This is a genomic window from Dyadobacter sp. SRI_021 (genome assembly GCF_057586235.1).
On sequence record NZ_JBYCZM010000002.1, the window covers coordinates 927,305 to 950,303 of the forward strand.

Consider the following 22,999-nt stretch of genomic DNA (forward strand, 5'->3'; position numbering starts at 1 on the left):
AGATTTCATCAAGGCGACAAAGTTTCGAAAGCGTCAGAAAAAGCGCCATTGACATATAGATCGATTCCGTAGCTCAGCTGGTAGAGCAATACACTTTTAATGTATGGGTCCTGGGTTCGAATCCCAGCGGGATCACTGAAAGCGCACTAAGGTGCGCTTTTTTCGTTTAAAACAGTGCTAATTATGAGCACTTTAGCAAAAAAGCGATTCATTTCGAAACAAAGGAAATCAAAGAAAATGGGACCCTATTCGGGACCCCGTTTATGTTCCTAGATTTGGGGCACCACGATTTTCTGAAGACTTGTGAGAAGGTTTAGGGAGCTCGATGTGTTGGCCGGCCGAAGCCGGTCAGAATCTATCGTTCACTTTAAAATGTTGAAGAATGAAAAGCAATCAGAAACTTTTCGTCATGTTTTGGCTGAAAAAATCCAAAGCGACCAGCGACGGCACCGCCCCTATTTACGCCCGCATCACTATCGACGGGCAACATGACGAAATCTCCACCGGCAAAAAGGTCCACCCCGATTTCTGGGACAAAGAGAACAAAACCGTCACTTTATCAGGGGCCGAAGCCAAACTTATTAACCAAAAAATCAGGCAAGTAGAAACTGACCTGGACCGGCATTTTGTCGTGCTGCAGACGCAATATGAACAAATCACGCCCCTAATGCTGAAAAATGCATACAACGGTAAGCCAGTTACACAGCGAAAACAAAAAGTTGGTTCGGGTCGGGAAATAGTCAAGAATACCTTACTTGGCTGCTTCGATAGCTTCATAAGCAAGTTTGAAGAGCAGGTAAAAAAGGGTAAGCGAGATAAGGATACATTGCGGCAATGGCGAACCACCCGTCGCAAAGCCGTAGCGTTTCTCGCTTACCAATACAAAGTCGAGGATATAGAGCTAAATGAGATAGATTATCTTTTTGGCGATGAATTCTTTGATTATCTAACGCTTTATGCACCCAAGACTATTGCCGAAGTCACCGCGAAAAAGCACGTCAAAAAAACACGACAAATAATCAAGCCTTCGGTTAAAAGGAGGCTAATTCCCAGTAACCCACTAGAGGACTTCAATTGTTCTGCAAAGGAGAAAGAGGTACAGCCGCTGGAGCTGCACCAGGTGGAAGCTATATACAGAAAAAATATCTCTGTCAGACGTATGGCGGAAGTGCGTGACGCTTTCATATTTCAATGTTTCACAGGCTATGCATATGGGGATATTTATAACCTGACTCCTGAAAACATTATAAAAGTGGGAAATGCAGGCGAACTTTGGCTCATCAAAGACCGGGGTAAGACAGAAGTTTCCGAAGCGGTCCCTATTCTTCCGATCGTAGCCGAATTGATCGAGAAGTACAGAGACCACCCCTATTGCAAAGTGAACAACCGTCTTATGCCAATCAATAGCAACTACCGTTACAATGTTTATTTGAAAGAACTAGCTGACATTTGTAACATCTCCTTTGAAAATATAACAGCGAACAGCCAGGAACTTAACACGCACCTTGCGCGCCATACTTTCGCACACATCATGTTGAACAACGGGGTCCCCCTGGAAGACGTCAGTAAAATGTTGGGACATAAAAGTATGCGGACGACCCAACGGTACGCCCGGGTAAATAGAACGCGCATCAGCGAAAACGTCTCAAAGCTTCGTGAGCGACTGTTCACTAAAGCCGGTAAGCTTCGAAAAATCGCCTAACGGGTAGCCCCGGTTCAAACCGGGGCTATTTTCCCATAGTTTGGCTGATCAGTTGATTGAGATATTTTTATATAAGCAATCTACCATTGGCGTGTTATTTCACTTGTTTTTTGGAACCCCCATCAGTATCACGAAGTCCGAATTCTTGGGGTCCGGTCCCTCGTAGCGATCGCAATAATAAATGTTGCGCTGATTGGTAGCACTCTCAATTTTCAAGGGAGTCGCGTGGTCTCTGAGATAATCTTTGAGATTGCTAATCCGGGGATTCAGAATCTCCATAATGGGATATCCCAAATTGATCGTTTGTCCAAGGAAAGCTATTTTCTGTTCAAAGTTTCCCCTCATCGTAATCTGAGTACCTTTCTTACCCTTGATCAATGGCTCGATATCTTTGGATTCCAAAGCTCCATTGTATGCTCGCACATCAATAGAGCCTTCCCATATCTCACTATACTTTGCGTCGTTCATTCTGGAAACGACCCGATTGATCAAATCGATAGTATGGTCGTCAATGCTATGAAATTCAAAATCCTTGAAAATTAGCCCATAGTGGTTCTCTATCACCTTTAATGTCTCGAAAATCGTCAGATAGTCCGCGAAATCGTCGTGCTCCAACTTCGAAATGCGAGACACACTGCGTATTGCACCCTTAGATGTGAATATGGTAAAGGGAGTGCCGTCCAACAATTTTGTCAAAAACGTGAACAATTCAATCTCCTCTCTTAGCGACCTGGAAACTTTGTGATGAACGAACGTAAAACCGGTCGTGAAGTCTGAGCCTTTGATATTTTCCCTAAGCCATGAAACCCGGACATCTCCACCACGAAGTTTGGCTTCGGACTCCGCTCCTGTTTCACTACCATATATCTTCAAATCTATGTCCGGATATTCGAAGCCACCGTCAAACCTGATCGTAACCATCTCTTTAATATTAGGAACAACCCCCATCATAAATGTGGAAGGATCGACAGGGATTTTTATATCGCTCAACCGAAATTCAAAATCTTCCACTTCGCTATTCTTGAAGCTAAGGGGCTTCGAGCCTGGCCGGGTCATAAATTCCCGCAGCTGCTTATCAAACTGGCTGCCAGATTTTGTCGTGAATTTAAGAGTTCCAATGGTATCCTTATTTACCGGATAGACGGAGGAAATCCTACTATCGCTACCCGCGGACACTGTCGTTGACCCAATGTTGAAGTTCCCAAGAAACTTACTTACCGTCGATAAATTGCCTACATCCGAGGCATTTGCAGCCGCTGAAAGAATATTGTCTTTAAGGTGTAACAACATTTCTGAAACCAGCGTCTCTCCCGTAGAATCTATATATTGAATGCCGTTTCTAATTAGCTCATTGATTTTGTATTGTGGCAAACCAGGTGCACAAACAAAGCACTCTCTCCTGTTCTGCTTAAGCTCATCGAAAACCTTACCGATAATCATTCCCGTGTTCAGATCCTCCAATCCATATCCGATAAAGAGAACAGAATTGTTAATCAATCTTTCCTTGATTATGGTCCAAAAGGAGTTATGCTGGACATCTTTTCCTAAAAAGTCTTTATAGTCAGATCTTGTCAGAACTATCGAATCGGGATCGTCCAGGTCACCATGGGCCTTGTAAACCTGTACCAGGCTCTTATCCAGTTGAGTGACCTGTGAGGATTTATAGAAAGACTGCGCTTTACGGCCATAAGCCGTTTCAAACAGACGATCATAATTAGTGGTAATGATCGTTCGAATTTGAGGTATTAAACTGAGCTCTTCATGGGTGCGGATGTTTGTTGGATCTGCTTTGAAAATGCGGTTGATCAAGAAAATCAAATCGCGCCGGCTTCCCCCTCTTTGCTCAATATGCGCATCAGCAACATCCATTAGCGTTGCCGAAGGCGATACTTGCTTCTGCCCTTTCGGGCCTAAATCATTAAGAATGATTTCCCGGAGCGAATTGCCATCAGGGTATCCTGCATACTTAGACATTCCTGCTCCGGCCCAAATAATCAATTCTTCTCTCTTGAGAAGGCGAAATAGATTCTCTTTTGACATTGATAGTATAAGGTCACGTGCACTTCACAAGTATGCAAATTATTCCCATTCATGAAAGAAAATTATTCGGTGAAGCTACAATGCAAGGTCGTCAGAAAGTGGATTCCCTTTTCGCTGGATCAAGGAAGCTAGAGAAGGAAAAAGTCTGAGTTTTCGGGCAAAAGCAAGGTAGGTGAGCCATGCATATCTTTATTTTAGTAACCAAAGGTCACTATTTTAAAAAATGCGGAACAATTTCGTTTGTTTTGCGATTCCATATATGTTGTTAAGACAACAACGTTGAGTATAAACATTTAAGGCCGGAAGCAATTGCCTCCGGCCTTCTTTTTTTATTCCTCCCTCCTACCTGCTTGCGACCAATTACCCCGAGGCCCGTTCCAAATCCATTGCCAGGCGCACATTTTCCAGTCCTTTATCTTTTCGCCAACTGGGTTGAGCCAGCCTTTTATTTGATAGTGCCTAAAAAACAAGCGGGCAGCCTCTTCCGAATATCCTTTTTGCAAAAAGTAAATCACAACGTGCGTCTCCAAAGGCGGGACAACACTACCTAACCCATTTTCGCTGTGCTTAATCATCAGTATGTTTTTTTCATTTGCTTGGCATCGACAAGCATCTTTTCTATGTCGGCGTGATCATAATAGATCACCCCTCCTACTCGTGTAAAGGGTATTTGCCCGTAAGAGCGCATCGTCTGCAGCTTGCCCGGCGATATCCCCAGCATCGTCCTCACCTCCCTTGATTTAAGCCATTTCTTTTCAGGAGCTCCTTTTTTTGAAAACAGCATTTGACGAAGTTCCGCCAGTAGTTGCTGCTTGAATGATTCCAGGTCGGCCAGTGTGACCAGCTGCAAATGCGGAGCATTAGTTTTGATATTCCTTTCCACTTTGTCTTTCGTTCATCGATCAAAAAATACTTTGCTTGCTTTACGCCCCGGCAAGGACCGGTAACGGATATATCCGTACTCATTTAATTCCAATATGGTCTTATGGTAGGTTGTAAGGCTTCTGATCTTGGCAAGGGGCATCACCAATGCGCTGTTGATAGCCAAAGGGCCATGGCAACCCTGCGCCAGCCACAAATAGTAAAGGGCCACATATAGCGCGATATGCGTGGTGCCTATACGCGGGTCTGTGCCGATAGCAACCAGAAAGACAACCAGGGGATCTTGATTCCGCTCCATATCAACCTATTGAAACACCTTTCTTCCTTGCCGGCCTGGCTTCCTGCGCAAGCTTTCGGACCTGGCCCATACCTTCCCCGATGTTCTTGCCCGTAGGCTGCGTGAGGCTGATCCGCTGGCGGTTCTGATCGTATATGCTCAGATTTTTGAATTGCGGATTGGCTTCAAGAAGCACCTCCCGCTTTCCCCCTTTGGCGTTAATCGTGACCGGGACCGTTTCACCATTTCGCAGCGCCTGGGTAATTGCCTGTCGTTGCAGCGGATCGGAAAGCTGCCGGGAAGGCACTTTGCTTAATGCCGAATCCATGTCATAGCTGTCGCCCCGATGAAAGGTCTTCATTTTGTAATTCCCCTTGATGTCCCGGTCATTTAAATCCAGCTGCATCCATTTGCCATTGACCTCCACGGCACGGCCCTGTAAAAGATTGACAGCCTGCTGGGCGTTGACCGCGTTACCGCCGGACAGATCAAAGCTCGCCTGCCGTTTCTGTCCATCCGCTCCGGTAAGTGTGGCTATCAGTTTATCGAGCTGGTAGGAACCGTTTTCCCTTTTGACCGATAGCTGCTGGTCCACTTTCTGGTTTTCAGACAAATACGAGGATTCCAAAGGCACTTTGAAGCTGGTCCCCTCCCGTATTTTTTCACTTACTTGTTTGCCTTCGAGATTAAAGCCACGCCCAGCCGCCTGCCGGGTGATCTGCCGCTCCATTGCATCCGCCCGCCTGTTCTGGACTGCCGCGACGATCGCCCGCAAGCCACGTCTTAACACGCGCCGGGCAAGCCTCTCCCACCGGTTGGGATACAGCATTTTTTCGGCTTCCCGGCGTTGTCCCCGCGCAATCCTGATAATCCGCCGCTCATGGTCGTTCAACGAATTCCCATAACGGGCTGCCATATCCTCAAAAAAGGTGATTTTCTCCTTCTGGAATTCAGGAAGAGCTTGGGCTTTCGGCGGGAACATCTTCTCGACCTTGTCCCAGTAAGCCAGGTCTGCTTCAACGCTGTGCTGGTTTGCCTTCATAACCGTTCTAATTAAAGTGTTCTACATTCAGGTCAGCGCATGCCGTCTGCGCGAAGCACGGTTTTGTTTTTGCTCTGGTCCTTGCTGTTGATCCTGCTGCTGTTTGGTACCGTTAGCCAGCCCCTGGGATTGCGACTGGTTTACGTTCCGGCGGAAGCCGATACGCTGGAAATTCTCATCATACTGGTTGATCGATTTGAATTGAGCAGATGCTTCGATATACCGTTTCTCTTCTTTGCCCCCAATTATGAAGGTCACCCGGGCCAGGTTCCCTTTTTGCAGCGTGCGGATCAGCGCTTCTTTATCCTGCTGATTGGCGAGCTCTTTGATCGGATGCCGGACAAGCGCCTTTTCCAGGTCAAAGCCATAACCCTGGTGGTATTGTTTATAGAGGTAGTTGCCGTGTTTATCCTTGTCCGTAGTGTCGAGCCTTAGCCACACGTCGGATTTCTCACCCTTGGGTTCATACCTGGGGGCCTCGGCCGTCCCCGTATTGATAATCGCTGCCATCGATTTGAATACCGACCTTCCGGCTAGCAAGTTCAACCCTTCCCGGAAGGTGATATTATTGTCCCAGCCTATCTGGAATGTTTGTTTCAGCCCTTGCGCCTGCCCTTCTTTTTTAAATTCCAGCTCATAGGAATTAAAAAAGTAATTGTCTGTTTCCTTGGATCTGGCAAAATGCAGCGTTGCCTTTGCAACATCCTTTCCGGAAAACCCAACGTGTGGCAAAGTGAAATTGTCCAATCCTTTTGCAATCATTTCTTTCAAAGGCGCTTCCAGGCCTTCGGGAAAGCCTGTAAATTTCACCTTGTTCATCAATGCCCTGAATTTGTCCTGTTGCATATCCTTTCTTTTTAGGGGTTATCAAATAGCAGGCCCTGGCCCGTCAGCTTCCTGGCGGTACGGCCTTCATGATCGTCTTGTTCCGGATTTTTAGTTTTAAGTGTCTTCCCCCGCCAGCTTCCATGAGCTGAATGCTCAGGTACTTCTTATCGGGGATCGTATGTTTAGGCAGCGCAAAGACCAGGGTCGTTTCAGCGTCGGCATCGATGCGGTGGGTGTCCCCGTGCGTGTAGAGCGGGATGATCTCCGTCTGTTGGGTAGCCGTGCGTTTGGACCGTTTCTGGTCGCTGATAAAAAACCGCAGCTGGGAAATATCATAACCCACTTGGGTGGTGTTCTTCAATGATAGCTGGTAATACAGCACATCTTCTTTGATAAACAGGCCGGACAATGCCATGCGGATGCCATGTTTACGGTCTTTCTTGTTGCGGATATTACCCGGCATCTCCGCCACCAGCGCGGCGGTCTGCTCGGTCACAGCCTGGTTGTCGCCGGGCTCGGTCAGCTGCGCGGTCACTGGTTGCCCCGCGCCACCGAAGACCAGGTTTAGCTTCTCGGGCAGCGGCGAATAGTAAACCAGGAACGAATACAGCGTGCCTTCCGTGGTGATCACCGTCAGGCTCGCTTCGTCAAAATTCTCGCTGGCTGCTTTCACCTGCAGTATATTATCGACCCCCTTCGCTTTCTGGGCCAGTACAGCCCGGCTTCCTTTATCGACGCTGATGATCTTATAGGGAAAGACCAGGTGCGTGGTCTTGCTGGTCGTGACTTCCAGCGCATAGGGCTCGATCTCCGACTGGGGCCGGGTCTGCTGGGCGGTAAGCTTGTCGTTTGCAAAAAGCATGGCGATGCCAAACATCATGGATGTCAATTTTTTCATAAACCGGGAATTGTTAAGTGAATAAAGCTGAATTCAGGCTACATGCCTTGTTTTTGTTTTTCGTCCATCAGCAGCACCTGGTAGCCTGCTTTGACCGTGACACGGATAAGCCGGACTTTTCGTGAGAGCAGGTTCTTGCTCAGCTCGATGCCCGCACTGGCCGCCTGGGCGCCAAGGGACGGGTCCATGCTGGCAATACCCAGTGATTGTATGGCCTGTTCACCGGATTCTTTGGCCGCATCGCGGGTAATAGCCCCGGGGATATGAATGCCCGCCAAGCCGTCCAGGTCATAAACCGACAGCGACACGGGCAGCAAGTTGTTCCGGTACCGGATACCCGGGACCGTGATCCGCAACCGCTCGCCGTCCAGGCTGGCCGTGCCATAGATAAAATTGTCTTTGGGGACCAGTATCCCGTTTATATACACCTCGTCCAGCAGCCGGAGCTTGACCGTCGAGCCGTTCACCAGTTCCTGCGTTTCAGCAACCACGGCCGCTATCGCCTGCTGGGCCGCATTTTCACCAGCAGTTTCGTCCAGGCCGAAAAAGCCATTTTCGGTCAATGGTTTCCCGGCCACAATCTGTGCGGCTGTTTCCAATGCATAATCACGCACCGACCGGTTGTCTAAAAAAGTGACAGGCGATTGCTCTTTTCGGCCCGATACAGTAAAGACCTTTCCCAACTGCTCTTTGGAGGCTTGCTGTTGCCGCTGTTGCACCCGCTCCGGATGCTGTATATCCAGGATGCGTTCCAGCATGGTGTTTAGCTCGGCCATCTCCGGGTCATTGCCCGCAGCGCTGCTCCCGGCCGCTGCCATCATATCTTCCAACTGCTGCGCTTCTGCGGGGATACCTTGCTGCGCCTGGGCCGGAGCCGCGGAAAGATAGGTTTCGGCGGGTGCGGGTACTGCCGGCGCGGGCGCCTTCAGCGCTTTGTTGAGCTCGTCGAGCTTTCGGTATAACTGCGCTTCCTCGGGCGTGGCGGCAGCATCAAGACCTGGCGCGGCTGGTTTTGCCGTTGGCAGGCCCAGCAGCTTGGTCTTTTCTTCTGCTCCGCCTGTGAGCCTTCCCTGGTAGTAGGGATCGGCCTTCATCTCATCAAGCAATTTAGCCGAATCCTTTTCCGCCTGTTCATAAAACGCCAGCTTATCCTGTGGCCCCTTTTCTTCGAGCATCGCATCAGGCAAATGAAAGTTGAAGCCCGTCGGCTGACCGGCGGCGCTGCTTTCGGCAGGCCCCAGAACACCCAAGCCCCAAAGCAGCAGCGTCGCGAACGGGAGCACCAGCACGGGCAGCGCCGTAAAGAGCCTGCGGTCGCGCAGGAATTTGATCGAATGTGTCGTTTTCTGCATAGTCTTTTTATTTTTCAATTGAATAATGTCCTTGCTGCCGTTGGTAAACTTCTTCCGCCGTGCGCAGGCTGTCCCTCAGCCCCGGGCGGTAGGCCATGATACTGTCTGGCCCACTGCCGCCCGCCGCTGAAAGGCTGTCCAGGTGCAACCGCAAAGCGTGTATCTTTTCATACTCCCGTTGGCTGATGCGCGGTGCGCCCACGTCTGCATCCTGGCCCGCATGTTTTGGCACACTGATCGGACTGATGTTCATCCGGTTTGTCGAATTTCCATTCAAAGCCTCCCAGATCAGCCAGCCACTATATACGCCCAGGGCCAGGCAAAGGGCAAACCACATCGCAATCTGTTTGCCGGTGAGCGGCCTGCCGGTCTTTCGTCTGCGTCTTTCCATGATTTTTTCTTTTAGCGGTTTTCAACTTTAATATCCCTGTTGTCGATCGTCAGCCAACGCTCGATCAGAAAGCCATGCGGGTTGTGCTCCGAGCGCGGCACATTGCGCAAATAGCCTTCGGTCACCAGGCTGCGCGCCACGATACTGGTCGTACGCGTGATCGACTGGGTAGCATAGCAGCGAAAGAAGAATGGATATTGGTCCACATCCAGGGCGACGCTGTCCACAGCGATCTGCTGGGAGATGTTGCCCGATACAACACCTGTATAAAACCCCTTTTCGGACAAATCGTCATAAGCCTTTTTGGCCGATGCATCGGCCAGGTAAAGTGCCTTGCCAATCTGTTCCCGGATAGCTTTCTCGTCGGGAAACAGCGTGAAGAACAGCCGGTGAAAGGTTTTTACATGGTCGCGCGCTTCCACCGGGATATTATCCTTCCGGTCGGCGCCATACGCTTCCAGTACTTTGCCATTGGCGAGAATATAGATCCTGCTTTGTATCCGGGTGACCAGCATCCGGCTGTTGTAGGCCATAAAGCAGCACAGGCCGATGCTGCCAATCACGACCAGCGCGGTAAACAAGCGAATGGATTTAAAGGCCGTGTCGATGTTTTTGGTTTTTGTGAACATTTTGTATCCTTTATGAATGGTTAGAACTGCTTTTACCGCCCCGAAATCTTGTCGGCCATATAGGCGCCGCCCTGGCCCATGGCCCTGCCTATCGCGCCGCTTGCTCCCTGCCCGTCAGCCTGCCCCGAATATCCTTGGGCAAGGTAGCCGGGCGCACCGATGACAGCCCCTGCCGTTCCTGCCGCCCCGCCGGCAACAGATCCTGCCGCACCGCCGGCCATATTGGTTGTCTTCTGGCTGAGCGCACCACCACCGCCAACGTTGACGATAAAGCCTGCAACCGATGGCACGGTGAAATAGCCGACGATGCCAATGATCAGGAACACCAGATACGCCGCATCCTTGGAAGAAAAGAAAGTGTCACCGGTCTGGGCGATCTGGCCGATGTCCAGCTTGATCATATTTTCCTGCACCTTGCCGATGACCGCTCCAAAAATATTGGCGACGGGCAGCCACAAAAACACATTCAGGTAGCGGGCTGCCCACATGTTCAGCGAATACTGAAAGCCATCGAAAACCGAGATGCCAAGCGCCAGCGGCCCCAGGATAGCCAACACAATCAGTTGAAATGTCCGGAGTGTATTGATGCACAAGGCTGCCGCCTGGAAGAGCACTTCCAGGATTTGCGCCATCCATTCCTTGACGCTGTTGCGGAAATTGTAAAAGGCCTTGCTCATGGCAAACTTGACGTCGTTGCCAATGCCCGCGAAGGCGCCTTCCTTGTCGGGATCTTCACCGTTATGCGTATAGCGATACCAGGCATCCCGGTTACCTTCGCCACTTTCCCCGACATACATCTGCCAGAAGTCTGTTTTTTTAAGGGCTTCTTCCTTCTGCTTTAATAGCCGCTCGATAGCCTTGTCGCTTCCCTTAACCATCGCTGCCGTGCCGGTTACCGTTGGCATCATTACCTGGTTGGCTACCGCCAGCAGGCCGGGGAAGCAGATGATCGCCAGCCCGACCCCAAAAGGCCTCAACAGGCCAAACACGTCTACCGGTTCGGCCCGGGCGATATGCCCCCACACGCGGTAGGCGATATACCAGGTCGCAGCAAAGCCCGCAATACCCCGGCCCACGCCGATAAGATCGCTGCTCATCCCGATCATCTCGTTATAGAGTTGGTCAAGGACCGATTGCATGCCCTTGATCTCGTCGGCGATCCCTTGCGCGCTCGCCAGCGCAGGCAACAGCAGGCCTATTGCCATGCACAGCATGGCCTTCATTGATTTGTTCATAGAATTATCCGTTAGTTTAGCCCCTGAATCTTTTGCATGGTTTCTGCTTCATGCTTCTCTTTGGCCCGCTGTGCAGAAAAGATCGAAGTGTTGCCGTTGAAATGGCGAAGGAACACCAGCTTGTCTTCCATATCGGCATGGATGCCATCGATCATTTTCAGCCGCTCGTCGTCGGACATGCGCAGCTTGTCGGCAGTCAGCACCATCACCAGCTCGTCCAGGCTGCGAAGGCTCTCAGTGACCAGGTTGCCGTACACACGTCCGAGGTATTCGATCTCCTTCGGCGTAAAATTGCCTTCATCCTGAAAGCGCGCATACGCCGATTTGTATTCCCGCACCAGCGCTATCTGCTTGTCGATGATGCTGCCCACCTTATAGTAATTGCGCACGGTCGGGCTCACTTTCAGCAGCGCATCCAGGAATGCATCGTGGAGCTTGAAATTGCCTTCCGAGATATTCTTGATCGTGCCATACCCTTTATAAAGGATATCGTAGCCGGCTTTCAAGTCTTCCAATATTTGCTTGAACTGCCTGAGTTTTTCCACGTTCAGCAGCAGCTGCGCAATCTCCTGGGCCTGGGCGTTGGCCCTTGAAGGGGCCAGCGCGCTGCCTGCCAGCATTACCACCCAGAGCATCAGTATCTTTTTCATGTCATTTGCCTTGAAATGTTCTTTAATGATTGGCTGTCCTTATGCCGCTTCGCCCCGGGTCATTGCATCAGGCGCTATACCTGCAGCAACCTGCCGCAGCCAATGCCTCTGAATACGGTCATGGGCTATGTTATAGAATACCGGGTCTTTCTCGACTATCAGAAAGTCACGCCCCGCATTGATACAGGCAATGGCCGTCGTCCCCGATCCGCCGCAATGGTCGAGCACTAGTGCCCCTTGTTCTGTATAGGTTTTGATCAGGTATTCGCAGAGCGCCACCGGTTTCTGCGTTGGTACATACCTGTCCTTGTCCTTGGGGAAATAAAGTACATCCGTCGGGTAATTGGTCCATTGCTGCCGGTAAGGCCCATGTGAGGGCCGGTACCGTTTGAAGCTGCCGCCGGTGGCCCCGTAGTCGTTGCCGGCGCGGGCTTTATCACAGGCCACAAGGCCTTGTGGAAAGTATGGCATGCGACGGGTTGACCCGTTGGCCGTCGTACCCGAAGAAAAGAGCATAATTTTTTCTGTCTTTCTCATCGGCCGGTGCTTGGCGTTCATACAATCGGTCGCATCGGATTTCACCCAGGTCCAGTCATATTTATACCAGTCGAAATTACTCAATCGCACCCGCGAGGCGAAGGGCTCGGTGCCAAACAGCAGGATCGCTCCCTTGTCTTTGACAATCCGCCGGTAATGCTGCCAGAGCTGCTGCATCGGCAATGCCTGGTCCCATTTAAGCCCCGTTGCGCCATAAGGCAAATCGCAAAGAACCATATCTACACTTTGATCCGGCAAGTCCCGCATGACCTGCAGGCAATCCGCAAACAGTACCCGGTTACGCCAATCCCCACTTTTCTCTTCTCTTCTGATAACCGTCATCGTCTGTTGTCCGTTATTTTGATTTGATCACTACCACTGACCACTCGATTGGGCGCCGGATAACAAATCCTTTCGGGAAGCGGCCAGCACCCGCGCGCTGCCGGCAAAGCTGCGGGCAAACACCAGGTTATCCTGCATGTCCCGCCGGATGCTGTCCATCCTTTTGATGCGCTCATCATCTTTCATCACCAGCGCCCCATCGGTGGTCAGATTTTTGAATTCCTCCTGCTTGTTGATACAGTCCAGCCGCACCCGGTCGAAGACCTGTTTCAGGTAACTAAGCTCGCTGTCCGTAAACATCTCACTGCGCGCCGCATCCCGCTCGGCGGCATCGACCGTGATCAGGATATTACGGTGCAGCACAGCGATGCCATTAGCCTGGGCATGGTCCTTGACCGGGCCGGATACCTTGCTTAGCGAAGCGAAATATCCCTTATGCATGTTGAAATCGCCGTTTTTGATATCGCCGATCAGCGTCAGGCCGTCCCGGGCGACCTCATAGCCTGTCCAAAGGACCTGTTTATAGGCTTTCAGTGCCGCGATCTGGGCGATCAAATACTCTTTCTGTGTCTTCTTTTGCTGGAACCACTCCTTCCATATCTGGGCACGTGCGGCGCCCGAAACACTCATGATCCACAGCAATATCCAAAGCGTCTTTTTCATACCTATTTGTTTTGCATCCGTAATAAAAAGGCCTGTGGCTTAAGGAAGGTTGTAGAGCTTTTTGATCACCTCGGCTTCATGTATGGACCGCGAACGTTGCAGGCTCAACGTCAGGTTCTGGCTGTTAAAGCGCAGCAGGTCGCTGTAATTCTGATCGACCCTGGCCGCAGCCGTGTTGACGATCTCTATCCGCTTGGCATCGGTCATGCTCGTCTTGAAAGCCGTAACGATGCCTGCGATCTGGTCGATGTTGCGCACAGACTCTTCCAGCATACCTGAATATACCTGGCCCATATAAGCGATTTCCTTCGCCGTGAAATGCCTGTCGCTTTGCACGATCGCCCAAACGCGCCGGTACTCCTGCACCAGTTGGTACTGTTTGGCAGTAATGTCCCGGATACGTTTGTAATAAGTGATCAGCGACTTGACCTTTTGTAATTCCTCGAAGTAATCCTTGTAAAGCTTGCGGTGCTTTTCGGTCCACTCCGAGATCTCTTTCAGTTTCAGCTTAGACATCGCATTTTCCAGCTGCTTTTGCGCGTTCTGCAGCCAGATTACTTTGTTCTGCTGTCGCTGGATGGCAAGGTCAACGGCTTTGATCACCTTGATCACCGCTTTTTTGATGATCTCCCAGATCGGGATCGCAGCCTGGGCCCGACCGGCCGGCGCAGATATGGCAAACACCAGGCAAATCGCCCATATCCCGTAACATCGTTTCAAACTTCTCATGCTCTTTGCTTGTCTTTTAAATCCACTACCAGCGCCCGGATACCTTTTTCGATGCTGCCATACCTTTGTTGATACTGCTGCACCAGCAGCTTCTCCTTCTGTTCAGTCGTATAAGCGTAATACTCTTCCGGGCTGGGCTCAAACCGGTAAACCTTCATCAGGCTGCCGCCCAGTTCGATATACAACTCCCGGTAACGGCATGAAGGGTCATTGGCCTTGTTAACCGAAAGCACCAGCGCCCGGCCCTTGTCGCTCATGCCCAGAACCGCCTGGATGTCGTCGAACTTGTTTTGGAATTTTTTCAGGTCCAAAAGGATCTTGCAGTCGGCATTGTTGATGATCGCCTGTTTGACAATGGGCGAAGAGATGATGTCGTCGATCTCCTGAGTGACTGTGATCGCCTCGCCAAAGTACTTTCTGACCGTTTTATAGAGATACTTCATAAAATCGGCCATGCCGCTCTTCGCAATGGCCTTCCACGCTTCTTCAACGACGATGACCTTACGAATACCTTTGAGCTTGCGCATCTTGGAGATGAAAAGCTCCATCACAATTAGGGTAACCACAGGGAAAAGCACGGGATGGTCTTTCACCTTATCCAGCTCGAAGACGACGAAGGGCTGGGCGAGTACGTCCAGGTTCTCCCTCGCATTAAGCAGGTAGCCAAACTCTCCGTCGTCGTAATATGGCCGGAGCACGTACAGGAAGTTGTCCATATCAAAGTCCCTGTCCTTGACCCTGTCTTTTTCCAGCACCTGGGTAAATTCGACCAACAGGAACTCGTAGAAGCTGTCAAAGCCAGGGAATACTTCCGGGTGCGCGTCCAGGTACTGATAGTACAAAGTGATCGCATTGGAGATAGCCACATACTCGCTGCGGCGGAATTCCTCCCCTTCGCGCTTCCAGAGCGCCAGCAGCATCGTTTTGATCGACTCTTTCTTTTCCGTATCCAGCTCGTCGCCTTCCGAGATATAAAAAGGGTTAAAGCGGATCGGCGTCTCTTCCGAGTAAGTGAAATAGTAACCGCCAACCAGGTCACAAAGCCCCTGATAGCTGTGACCGACATCGACCACCACACAATGCGCGCCTTGCTGCACATAGCTGTGAAGCATGTGGTTCATAAACATCGATTTACCAGAACCCGACCCCCCAATTACTACCTTATTGCGATTTTGCACGGTACCGTTCGCCATCGGCTCATCGCTGATGTCCACGTGCAGGGGCCTTCCAGACAAGCGGTCGCCGAGCCTGATACCGAACGGGCTTTTCGAGGTGTGATAGCTGGTCTCCTGGTTCAGAAAGCAACTCGCCTGCTCCACGAAAGTGTCAAAGGTGTCGTTCATCGGGAAATCAGCCGCGTTGCCGGGGATGCCCGCCCAGAAGATCTGGGCGGCCCCGGCCGATTCCAACCTTGGGACGGCATCCATCTGCGCCAGCGCCGAAGCTACTGTATTGCGCAGCTCTTTAAGCTTGTCTTTGTCACTGGTCCAGGCCAGCACATTGAAATGCGCCTTAACGGCCAGGCGGTGCTCGGAGATCGCTTCGTTGAGAAAATCGCTGGTCGCATCGCGGGCAATGCTGTTTTCACGCGAATAAGCCGACAGCGATTGCAACCGCAACCTTTTCGTTTCCAAACGGTGAATCGTTTGCTGCGGATCGTCGATGAAAATATACTGGCTGTATAAATGATCACAGCCCAGCAATTGACCGACAGGCGAAGCAAAGCCTATCGAAAACTTGGTCTGGTCCGTGCTGTACTTGTCATAGTTGACCCTCGGGCCGCACAGGGCCGGCAGGTCTTTTGCGTCGCCCAGCGAAAAGAGCTGGCAGTGGTTGTCGCCCACCTTGATGCCGTCGGCAAACTCCATGTCCATGATTAAAGGGCCCTGGGCCCCCAGCGTGCAATACTGCTCTATCAGCCCGGGACGTCCGTCTATGCTTGCCAGCTGGGCATCGGAAAGCCGATCCAGTTTGATAAACCCGCTGGCTTCCAGGATCGCGGCGAACTGGCCGCAACTGTCCAGGAAATCTTGCAAGAGTGTTTGGCTCAGCGTCTGCTCGGGCACCAGCACCGGCCGCACCAGCGTTGAGAACAACGAACTCGACGGCTTTCGGTCCTGCGGCTTTTTCGTCAGCAGGATATAGCAGCTATGGTCCAGAAACGGCCGCTCGTTAAAATGCCGCTCGCTGCCTGCGGCGATAAAGCCAGGTTCCCCGGAAAAATCCGGTCGGTATTTGGTAGCGACATACCAGTCCTGCTTGCAAAACACCGTGTACTTGGGAAGGGCGCGCAGGGCCCTGATCCAGGTGAAATGCAGCGCCTCATATTCCTGGGCTGAAAGCGTGAACAGCTCCGGAAGTTCTACTTTGTATGCGACCGTAATATCCCCTTTCTTGGAAAGGATACAGTCATGCTCGACTGCCATCACAGGCAACATCTTATCCAACACTTTTTCCATTCTTCACATTTTGCCGTGATCACTATGTTTTCTTGTTTGCCTTCCGGCTTAGCCCCTCAAACAGTTGCCTGCTGCGCAGTTTAATGGTGCGGGGCACCCTTCTTTTTGCCAGCAGCTTGGTCAACCCATGCTCGCCATACTTGTTGCTCATTGCATACAGCTGCACCGTCATTGCTGCTCCCAGTGAGAGCACGATGACAATACAGGCATAGGAATTAACCTGGGCGATGTAAAGGATCGCAAACAGCATCAGCAGGCCCAGCACTCCCAGTACGAAATACAGGATGTATTGTGCCTTCAATCCTTTAAATTCAATCGGGCGGTTAATCCCCTTATTGATCTGATAGAGGCTGGCCATCGCTTTGCGGGGTTGGAGCGGCTGGCTCCGGGGTGCTGAGATAGTATTCCATGAAGGCCGCGATCGGGTTATAAACCTCGTCCTCGTAATAATTATCGGCATTAAAACCGACCTCCTCGAAGGCTTCTGCAAACGCCTCGACCATTTTGATCACCTCGTAGGTGACAATGCCCTCTTTGGCATACCGCTCGTAGGTATCCGGGAACTCGTCTTCGAGCATATACCTCAGGTACCGGTAGCGTGAAGGCCCCAGCTCCAAGGTCATCGCTTTCACGCATAGTTCCGTGATCGCGTGGTTGGCAAACCCTTCCTGGATCAATGTTTCCAGGTAAGGCATAATCCGGTTTACCTTTTCTTCCAGGTAACTATTTACGCTATGGCTCTCTTTAAGCCGGTTCATAAGCTCAGGGTGATCTACGATGATGTGCGCCCAGAGCTGCTCTGTTAAATGTTGCTGCATGATTTTGGTTTTAAACTCGTGAAATGATTGGCATTGCTTAGGCAGTACAGGCCCGCCTTTAAATGCCCCGCTTATGCTTGCGCCCGGGCTTTCTTTCGGCTCTCTCATGTTTTTGATGCTTGGCGTTATCCTCCCTTTGTAAAGTGGTCAGCGCGTTTTCCCTGCGCATACCGCTGTGGTAGTAGTCATCGGCAAAACCGTGTATGCGTGCAAGCCCCACCGGGTCCAGGTCCTTTAGCGGCGGCACGATGACCAGCTGCACATGTGGCGGCAGGTTGCCCGCTGCACTTTCGCCCACATGCCGGTTTTGGGTCTGCGGATCGTATGGAAGGATGCTGAACCCTGTCAGCTCCTTTACATCCGTCATAATGATCCGGTTATACGGATCTGTTTTCTGACGGAACTCCTGGCGGGCTATATCGACAATAAACTCGGTGCCGCCGATGTCAAACGTTGGGAGCTGCCTGCCTTCTGCGAAGGCTTTCCGGCCTGCGGCTCCTAACGGAAGGCCCATGTACTTTTCCATAGCTTCCTCAGTTTACTATACCGCAAAGAAGGCTTTGATCACCGTCGCCACCACAACCAGGAAGATGCAGCTGCCAAACCAGCTGGCCGCAACCTTTGAGGTGTCGTTGTCGCCCTGGTTCCACTTCGTATAAACTTTAATGGCACCTACCAGACCGAGCACCGCGCCGCAGGCATACATCAGCTTGGTAGCCGTCGGAAAGTAACCGCGTACTTTCGTATTGGCATCCTGCAAGCCACTAACCCCGTCTTGTGCATGTACATACAGGCTGAACAGCATCAGTGTCGCCGTCGCGGCGGCAGACCGGCATTTGTTCACAAACTTTTCCTTCAATTTCCCTTTCACTGTTTCCATCTTCACATTGATTTAAAAGTTGAACTTGCTCACTTGATTTCTTCCTATGGCCCGCCCGTCTTACGGGACAGGCAGGCACAGGAAGGGGCCCCGGGCTTTTCTGCTTCACCAAACCAAACCCTGTCACACCCCCCGGGGCCTTGTCGGCGGAACGGCAGCCTATACCTTTCCTCACAGCCTATGCTCACCAGCATGCCGCCCGCCATATCTTTACTGCTTTATTTCATCTTGATTACTGCCGGATATACCGCTCTACGATCCGGCCGCGGTAGTTGACCCGGAAATGAAAGTTGAAGTGATCGAGAATGATCTCGTTGAAAAAACCATTGGCCGTCCATTTCAGCGTCTTTTCAAATTTGTTTTCCGTATGGCGCGCGAAGAACGGCCAGGCCGGGGAGGTTTGCTCGTTAAACTGCATCAGCGGCAAGCCGGGCACAAAGACCTTACCCTTCACGCAGGCATCCATGATCATTTCTTCGGCGTAGGTGTTGCTTAGCCAACCCGCAAACCGTGTATGTTTGAGCATTTTCAACCGGACGCCTGTGGACGCATAGAAAATGAAACCGACCCGCCAACGCCCGTAATTGAGCTTCACCTGGCGCCCGTTGTGCTCGGGAAACACCCAACCGTCGTTGCCTCGAAAAATGTCGCCCCCGGACTGGCCCCACCATTGCGGCATAGAACCCGAAGGGTATTGGCAAATCGGGAAATTGGGGATCACGATCGGCTCCGGATCTTTGACATGCCAGTCATCCGGCCACTGGGGCAACTGGATCAGGTCGATACCGATGCGGTGCACCTTGGTCCCCGGAAGGCTTAGCGGGTCGCTCCCAGCTAAAAGTTCTTTGGTATGGCGTTCCGGAACGGCGAATGCGTGCGGTTGCTTCTGATCCGGCCGAAAGCTGTAAACCGTATCGGCGATCTGGATATAGCCGTCCTTGCTGAGCACCGAAGCAAACCGCTCGTCGGGACAGTCCAGCAGCTTGCCCGCCCTGATCAGTGAATCTGCTGTCGGCTCGCGGCGGAACTCGGAAGTATCCGCGTCGATGAGCTCGTACTGTCGCCTTAATGACAAGTAACCCTGCTCGCTATACGCCTTTTCCCAATGGACTAGGTCGGCCGCGTTTTCATACTTGCCATGCAATACCTGCATGGTCTGGTTGAAGCTTTCCAGCGAGGAAAAGGACAAAAAGCCATTGGTTACCCTGGCATCTGCGCCGATCCTGGCATTGCTTGTGCTCGTCAGCGGTATTACCGCCTCCATGGCCTCTGTCTGCTTACAGGAATAAAGCATGGACATGCCGATCCCGACTGCCGCAAAGGCGGCAACATAGGTTTTGTTTTGCATGATGTGTTGGAGAAAAAATGATCGATACTCCCGCGTTATTTATACAGGCCGCAGGCGTCCCTGTGTGCCTTTCTTAGCCGGGAACCTGCTCCCAGGCTGTATCCAGCTCCTGTTCGGAGAAGATGATCCCGCACGCCTGGCGGGACTCCTGTTGAATAAAATGATTGACCGCCATCCGGATCGCAGGCTTCCGTAGCCCGGTATAGCCGGCAAGCCGCTGCTGCAAATGCGAAAGCAGCGTGTCCTTGTCGATGTCAGCGCCTTTCTTTTCCTGGATAGCGGTCTTTAGATCGTAAATGATTTCTTCCAGGTCGTCGAAAAGCCCCTGCATCGGCGCTTGTTCGGATGCCTCTTCCGGTGCCTGTTCTTGTGGGGCTGCCGCCGCTGCCGGGTCAGCCGGGCGCATCACGGTTTTGCCAACTGTCCAATTGCCCCCAAAAAGGTTTTTGATATCCGTCCACCAGTACCGGTAACCGATGACCAGGTAATAAAGCACGGTCACGATCAGCGCGCCGGTAACGAATTGGCTCCATGATATAGCTGTCTGCATCGTTTATCTGTTTTGTTTTTTGATTCTGATTACGATACAAAGGTGGCCCGCCGCAAGCCGCTCTTTGCTTACCGCACATGGACTAACAGAAAAAAATTTGGGAGCAGAAAAATTGCCGGAACCGTGCTTGTGAAGGCTCTTTGGCGCCGAATGCGTCAGAAAATGTATCGAATAGCTCGGAAATCTGTTAGTTTTCCAGACTAACAATGCCTGGACGAACTGTTAAAAGAGCGGTACATAAAGTTTGGGGCAGTTAAGCCGGAGCCGGTCACTGCCGGTAATCCATGCGCCGGTAGCTAAATTGCTGGCCGGGTTGTTGCCGTCACATTTTATTAGCACCCGAAACAATTGTATCTTAGTTCCAAACAGTAAACCAGCCCTGATCAGAAAAATAATCCTATGCCACCCTCAGCACACGACACTGCGGCTGTGTTAGCCCGCAAGCTCGATTCCGCGCAAGCTGCGGCCAAACCGCCGATAAAAATTGATTCTCTTGCACTACTGCGGCACCATATCGATTCCTTGCAAACCATTATTTCAAAAAAATCGGGCTTCCATATTGAAGACAGCCCGGTCCAGGCAGCGCTCATTGTTGCAGGCACGACCTTGGTCACTGTCGCTTTGGGATTTTATTTCAAAGACTTCTGGATACCGGGCCGTGTTGAAAACCGGACTAAACAAAAGGAAAGGGATTTTTTGTTTGCAAAGTATAAATACCAGCTTTTTTACGCCGCTTCCCATTTGGGTCACCGGTTAAGGGAGATATACCGGACCAGATCACATTACCTGTGGTCGCAGGCCAGCCAAAGCAGTTTTTATGATTACAAATACAAAAGTTCGGTCTACAGGTTGTGCGTTCTTTTAGGTTGGGCAAGGGCGTTCAAAGTACTGGAGTCTTCGCTGACCGTCAGGGGAAACCCGCATGAAGTTTTTGAAGTGAACGAGGCGCTGAAAAAAGTCGAAGCATGCCTGGCTGACGGTCAAAACGTGGAAATGTACATGGCTAAATCCATTTGCGCTATCGCCGGAACACCATTTGAAAAGATAGATAAGGACAAGGGTTTGAAATTGTCTGTTGAAATTGATAACCTGATCCAGCGCTATGAAGGCCTGTACCAACAGGAGTACATTTGTGATATGCAGAAAAGTCAACAGACCGAATTTGTCGGCGAGCTGATCACCGTTATGGAAAACCTTGGCATACCCGCCACAACGGTTGCGGGCCACGTGTCGGACGTTGTCAAAGAAGTATCCGTTAAACAAGCGCTGATCTACCGCGACTGGCAACAAGCCATTGGTGACCTGATGCTGGTCAAGCAAGCTGACCATTCTCTGGACGTGATCACTTTTAGAGCCTTTGAATCCCTATGGGCTAAACCCGAAACCAAGGAAGAAAAAAAATGGCTCAGCCGCGCCGAGAAAATATTCAAGAACCTGGATATGCGTGCGGGCAACGCCAGCGACTCCCGCATTGAGCAGATCGACGGGCTTTATGAAGCGCTTTACAAGCTAATGAGCGCACTTTACCAATCCAAAATTGGCCCCGCTCCGATTGACAGCGCTGGATTTGAGAAAATCCCTTCTGAAATAACAGACAAACCCGCTCTGATAGCACAAAGGGTTACCTAGCGTTTTTTTATTGTTCTTCAAACTGTACTTTTGAACATCACTGTTCTATTACTATGCAATATGTCTTATTTTAATTATCCACCCAGGGGGCTCTATCACCTGCCCAGGAAAAATGTGCTGGTCTTCAGTTGCATCGATCTGAGGCTCACCGATAATCTGCTGGAGTTTCTTCATTTCGACAACCTGACCAACCGCTATGACCACTTCGCCCTTGCCGGTACTTCGCTGATGACCCAGGTCGATAATCCCAGGCTTGCCAAAAGGTTTGACCAAAGCGAGCTGGAAAAGATCCCGGGACACGTCCATTGGAAACAATTATGGAATGATCATTTACAGCTTGCTATCGACCTTCACCAGATCAGGGACGTCTACATCATCGAACATGAGGACTGTGGCGCTTACAAAAGTTTCCTAAGGGACGAGGCCAATACCGACGGCGAGTATGCCTGCCATACCGACTTTGCCAGGGCGCTCGCCTCGGAAGTCCATAAGATAACCGTCGATGATAAAGGGAAAGAAGTGCATCTTAACGTCCATTGCTTTTTCATAGACCTTCGCGGCAATGTCAAGCATTTTCATTCGCTGCACGACAAAAGCCTGCCGCCCTTAACCGAGCATCTTCCCCACCATTAATGTAACGGCGCTCCTTTCGGAGCGCTTTTTATTTGAGCCCGTTCTAAGTGTATACAAGTAAAAAACCGGTAACATCATTTGCGTTTATCAACTGCATTACTGATATTACCCTTACTCCTATACACTTACCCCTTCAACTCTATGAGAAGGTTTTTCCAAAGCATTAAGGTCAAAGACCTTATTATTCCTGTGCTGGGCGCTTTGCTGGCAGCACACATCATTGTCATGTTTGGCGTTGATACCTCTTTTGCACGCGCGATCCGCAGCCCGGGCTATCACATCGCCTTATGGTGCAGCATGATTATCGCCCTGGTATTGATCTTCACGGTTTGGCAGGTCACCTGGCGCCTGCATCTGCGCTACCGCTGGCAGACCGCGCCCCGGACAAGGCTTGGGTTGCAAGTCCTTTTCGGCTTTCTCCTACCAGCTTTGGTCGCGCCGCTTCTGGCTGCTGCCTATTTCTATGGCATCTACCGGATCAATAT

Annotated in this window: 24 protein-coding genes, 1 tRNA gene and 1 pseudogene; 5 read left to right on the forward strand and 21 right to left on the reverse strand. The window is 51.1% G+C overall.

The genetic code is table 11. The annotated features are described in order from the left end of the window. The first annotated feature begins 62 nt into the window (after positions 1–62). Both AC2YIT_RS09165 and AC2YIT_RS09170 read left to right on the forward strand, forming a co-directional pair. Positions 63–135, forward strand: a tRNA-Lys gene (locus AC2YIT_RS09165). A gap of 247 nt (positions 136–382) precedes the next feature. Continuing rightward, the gene (locus tag AC2YIT_RS09170) at positions 383–1,702 is read left to right on the forward strand and encodes a site-specific integrase (RefSeq protein WP_487278987.1); all 1,320 of its coding nucleotides are present in this window, start codon (positions 383–385) and stop codon (positions 1,700–1,702) included. Between the two features lie 99 nt (positions 1,703–1,801). Here AC2YIT_RS09170 and AC2YIT_RS09175 read toward each other — a convergent pair whose 3' ends face one another. The 21 genes from AC2YIT_RS09175 to AC2YIT_RS09275 all read right to left on the reverse strand — a co-directional run bounded on the left by AC2YIT_RS09175 (position 1,802) and on the right by AC2YIT_RS09275 (position 20,252). Next, on the reverse strand, positions 1,802–3,742 hold the full coding sequence (locus AC2YIT_RS09175) for an SIR2 family protein (RefSeq protein ID WP_487278988.1): 1,941 nt from the start codon (positions 3,740–3,742) through the stop codon (positions 1,802–1,804). A gap of 574 nt (positions 3,743–4,316) precedes the next feature. After that, positions 4,317–4,625: a helix-turn-helix domain-containing protein gene (locus tag AC2YIT_RS09180; RefSeq protein ID WP_487278989.1), complete on the reverse strand. Its 309-nt coding sequence runs from the start codon at positions 4,623–4,625 to the stop codon at positions 4,317–4,319. A gap of 12 nt (positions 4,626–4,637) precedes the next feature. Then, positions 4,638–4,922, reverse strand: a complete 285-nt coding sequence (locus AC2YIT_RS09185) for a hypothetical protein (RefSeq protein ID WP_487278990.1) — start codon at positions 4,920–4,922, stop codon at positions 4,638–4,640. A 1-nt stretch (position 4,923) separates the two neighbouring features. Continuing rightward, on the reverse strand, positions 4,924–5,943 hold the full coding sequence (locus AC2YIT_RS09190) for a hypothetical protein (RefSeq protein WP_487278991.1): 1,020 nt from the start codon (positions 5,941–5,943) through the stop codon (positions 4,924–4,926). 27 nt (positions 5,944–5,970) lie between these two features. Beyond that, positions 5,971–6,789, reverse strand: coding sequence for a hypothetical protein (locus AC2YIT_RS09195; protein ID WP_487278992.1), 819 nt, complete (start codon positions 6,787–6,789; stop codon positions 5,971–5,973). Positions 6,790–6,832: 43 nt separating this feature from the next. After that, positions 6,833–7,669: a conjugative transposon protein TraN gene (traN, locus tag AC2YIT_RS09200; RefSeq protein WP_487278993.1), complete on the reverse strand. Its 837-nt coding sequence runs from the start codon at positions 7,667–7,669 to the stop codon at positions 6,833–6,835. Between the two features lie 38 nt (positions 7,670–7,707). Further along, entirely contained in the window at positions 7,708–9,021 is a 1,314-nt protein-coding gene (traM, locus tag AC2YIT_RS09205; RefSeq protein WP_487278994.1) for a conjugative transposon protein TraM, read from the reverse strand. Between the two features lie 7 nt (positions 9,022–9,028). Then, complete coding sequence (locus AC2YIT_RS09210; RefSeq protein ID WP_487278995.1) at positions 9,029–9,412, reverse strand: hypothetical protein; 384 nt, start codon at positions 9,410–9,412, stop codon at positions 9,029–9,031. A gap of 11 nt (positions 9,413–9,423) precedes the next feature. After that, the gene (gene traK / locus AC2YIT_RS09215) at positions 9,424–10,041 is read right to left on the reverse strand and encodes a conjugative transposon protein TraK (RefSeq protein ID WP_487278996.1); all 618 of its coding nucleotides are present in this window, start codon (positions 10,039–10,041) and stop codon (positions 9,424–9,426) included. A gap of 32 nt (positions 10,042–10,073) precedes the next feature. Then, positions 10,074–11,276 (reverse strand): conjugative transposon protein TraJ, encoded by a 1,203-nt coding sequence (gene traJ, locus AC2YIT_RS09220; protein WP_487278997.1) that lies wholly within the window; start codon positions 11,274–11,276, stop codon positions 10,074–10,076. Positions 11,277–11,287: 11 nt separating this feature from the next. Further along, positions 11,288–11,926, reverse strand: a complete 639-nt coding sequence (locus AC2YIT_RS09225) for a TerB family tellurite resistance protein (RefSeq protein WP_487278998.1) — start codon at positions 11,924–11,926, stop codon at positions 11,288–11,290. A gap of 39 nt (positions 11,927–11,965) precedes the next feature. Beyond that, positions 11,966–12,805, reverse strand: coding sequence for a DNA-methyltransferase (locus tag AC2YIT_RS09230; protein ID WP_487278999.1), 840 nt, complete (start codon positions 12,803–12,805; stop codon positions 11,966–11,968). A gap of 30 nt (positions 12,806–12,835) precedes the next feature. Continuing rightward, a complete protein-coding gene (locus AC2YIT_RS09235; RefSeq protein ID WP_487279000.1) occupies positions 12,836–13,468 on the reverse strand; it encodes a hypothetical protein in 633 nt (210 codons plus the stop codon). 39 nt (positions 13,469–13,507) lie between these two features. Then, complete coding sequence (locus tag AC2YIT_RS09240) at positions 13,508–14,197, reverse strand: conjugal transfer protein TraI (protein WP_487279001.1); 690 nt, start codon at positions 14,195–14,197, stop codon at positions 13,508–13,510. Next, the gene (locus tag AC2YIT_RS09245) at positions 14,194–16,656 is read right to left on the reverse strand and encodes a TraG family conjugative transposon ATPase (protein WP_487279002.1); all 2,463 of its coding nucleotides are present in this window, start codon (positions 16,654–16,656) and stop codon (positions 14,194–14,196) included. Before AC2YIT_RS09245 ends, AC2YIT_RS09240 begins: the two co-directional genes overlap by 4 nt. Positions 16,657–16,678: 22 nt before the next feature. Continuing rightward, on the reverse strand, positions 16,679–17,014 hold the full coding sequence (locus AC2YIT_RS09250; RefSeq protein ID WP_487279003.1) for a DUF4133 domain-containing protein: 336 nt from the start codon (positions 17,012–17,014) through the stop codon (positions 16,679–16,681). Continuing rightward, positions 16,989–17,474, reverse strand: a complete 486-nt coding sequence (locus AC2YIT_RS09255) for a hypothetical protein (RefSeq protein ID WP_487279004.1) — start codon at positions 17,472–17,474, stop codon at positions 16,989–16,991. Before AC2YIT_RS09255 ends, AC2YIT_RS09250 begins: the two co-directional genes overlap by 26 nt. A gap of 58 nt (positions 17,475–17,532) precedes the next feature. Beyond that, positions 17,533–18,000 (reverse strand): hypothetical protein, encoded by a 468-nt coding sequence (locus AC2YIT_RS09260; protein ID WP_487279005.1) that lies wholly within the window; start codon positions 17,998–18,000, stop codon positions 17,533–17,535. Between the two features lie 15 nt (positions 18,001–18,015). Continuing rightward, complete coding sequence (locus AC2YIT_RS09265) at positions 18,016–18,354, reverse strand: DUF4134 domain-containing protein (protein ID WP_487279006.1); 339 nt, start codon at positions 18,352–18,354, stop codon at positions 18,016–18,018. A 232-nt stretch (positions 18,355–18,586) separates the two neighbouring features. Next, positions 18,587–19,702: a hypothetical protein gene (locus tag AC2YIT_RS09270; protein WP_487279007.1), complete on the reverse strand. Its 1,116-nt coding sequence runs from the start codon at positions 19,700–19,702 to the stop codon at positions 18,587–18,589. A 73-nt stretch (positions 19,703–19,775) separates the two neighbouring features. Continuing rightward, a complete protein-coding gene (locus tag AC2YIT_RS09275) occupies positions 19,776–20,252 on the reverse strand; it encodes a hypothetical protein (RefSeq protein WP_487279008.1) in 477 nt (158 codons plus the stop codon). Between the two features lie 399 nt (positions 20,253–20,651). Between AC2YIT_RS09275 and AC2YIT_RS09280 the strand changes: the two genes are divergently transcribed. The 3 genes and pseudogenes from AC2YIT_RS09280 to AC2YIT_RS09290 all read left to right on the forward strand — a co-directional run. Continuing rightward, positions 20,652–21,881, forward strand: coding sequence for a hypothetical protein (locus AC2YIT_RS09280; protein WP_487279009.1), 1,230 nt, complete (start codon positions 20,652–20,654; stop codon positions 21,879–21,881). A 60-nt stretch (positions 21,882–21,941) separates the two neighbouring features. Further along, on the forward strand, positions 21,942–22,514 hold the full coding sequence (locus AC2YIT_RS09285) for a hypothetical protein (RefSeq protein ID WP_487279010.1): 573 nt from the start codon (positions 21,942–21,944) through the stop codon (positions 22,512–22,514). A 141-nt stretch (positions 22,515–22,655) separates the two neighbouring features. After that, positions 22,656–22,999: pseudogene (locus tag AC2YIT_RS09290) on the forward strand (hypothetical protein); the annotation flags it as partial.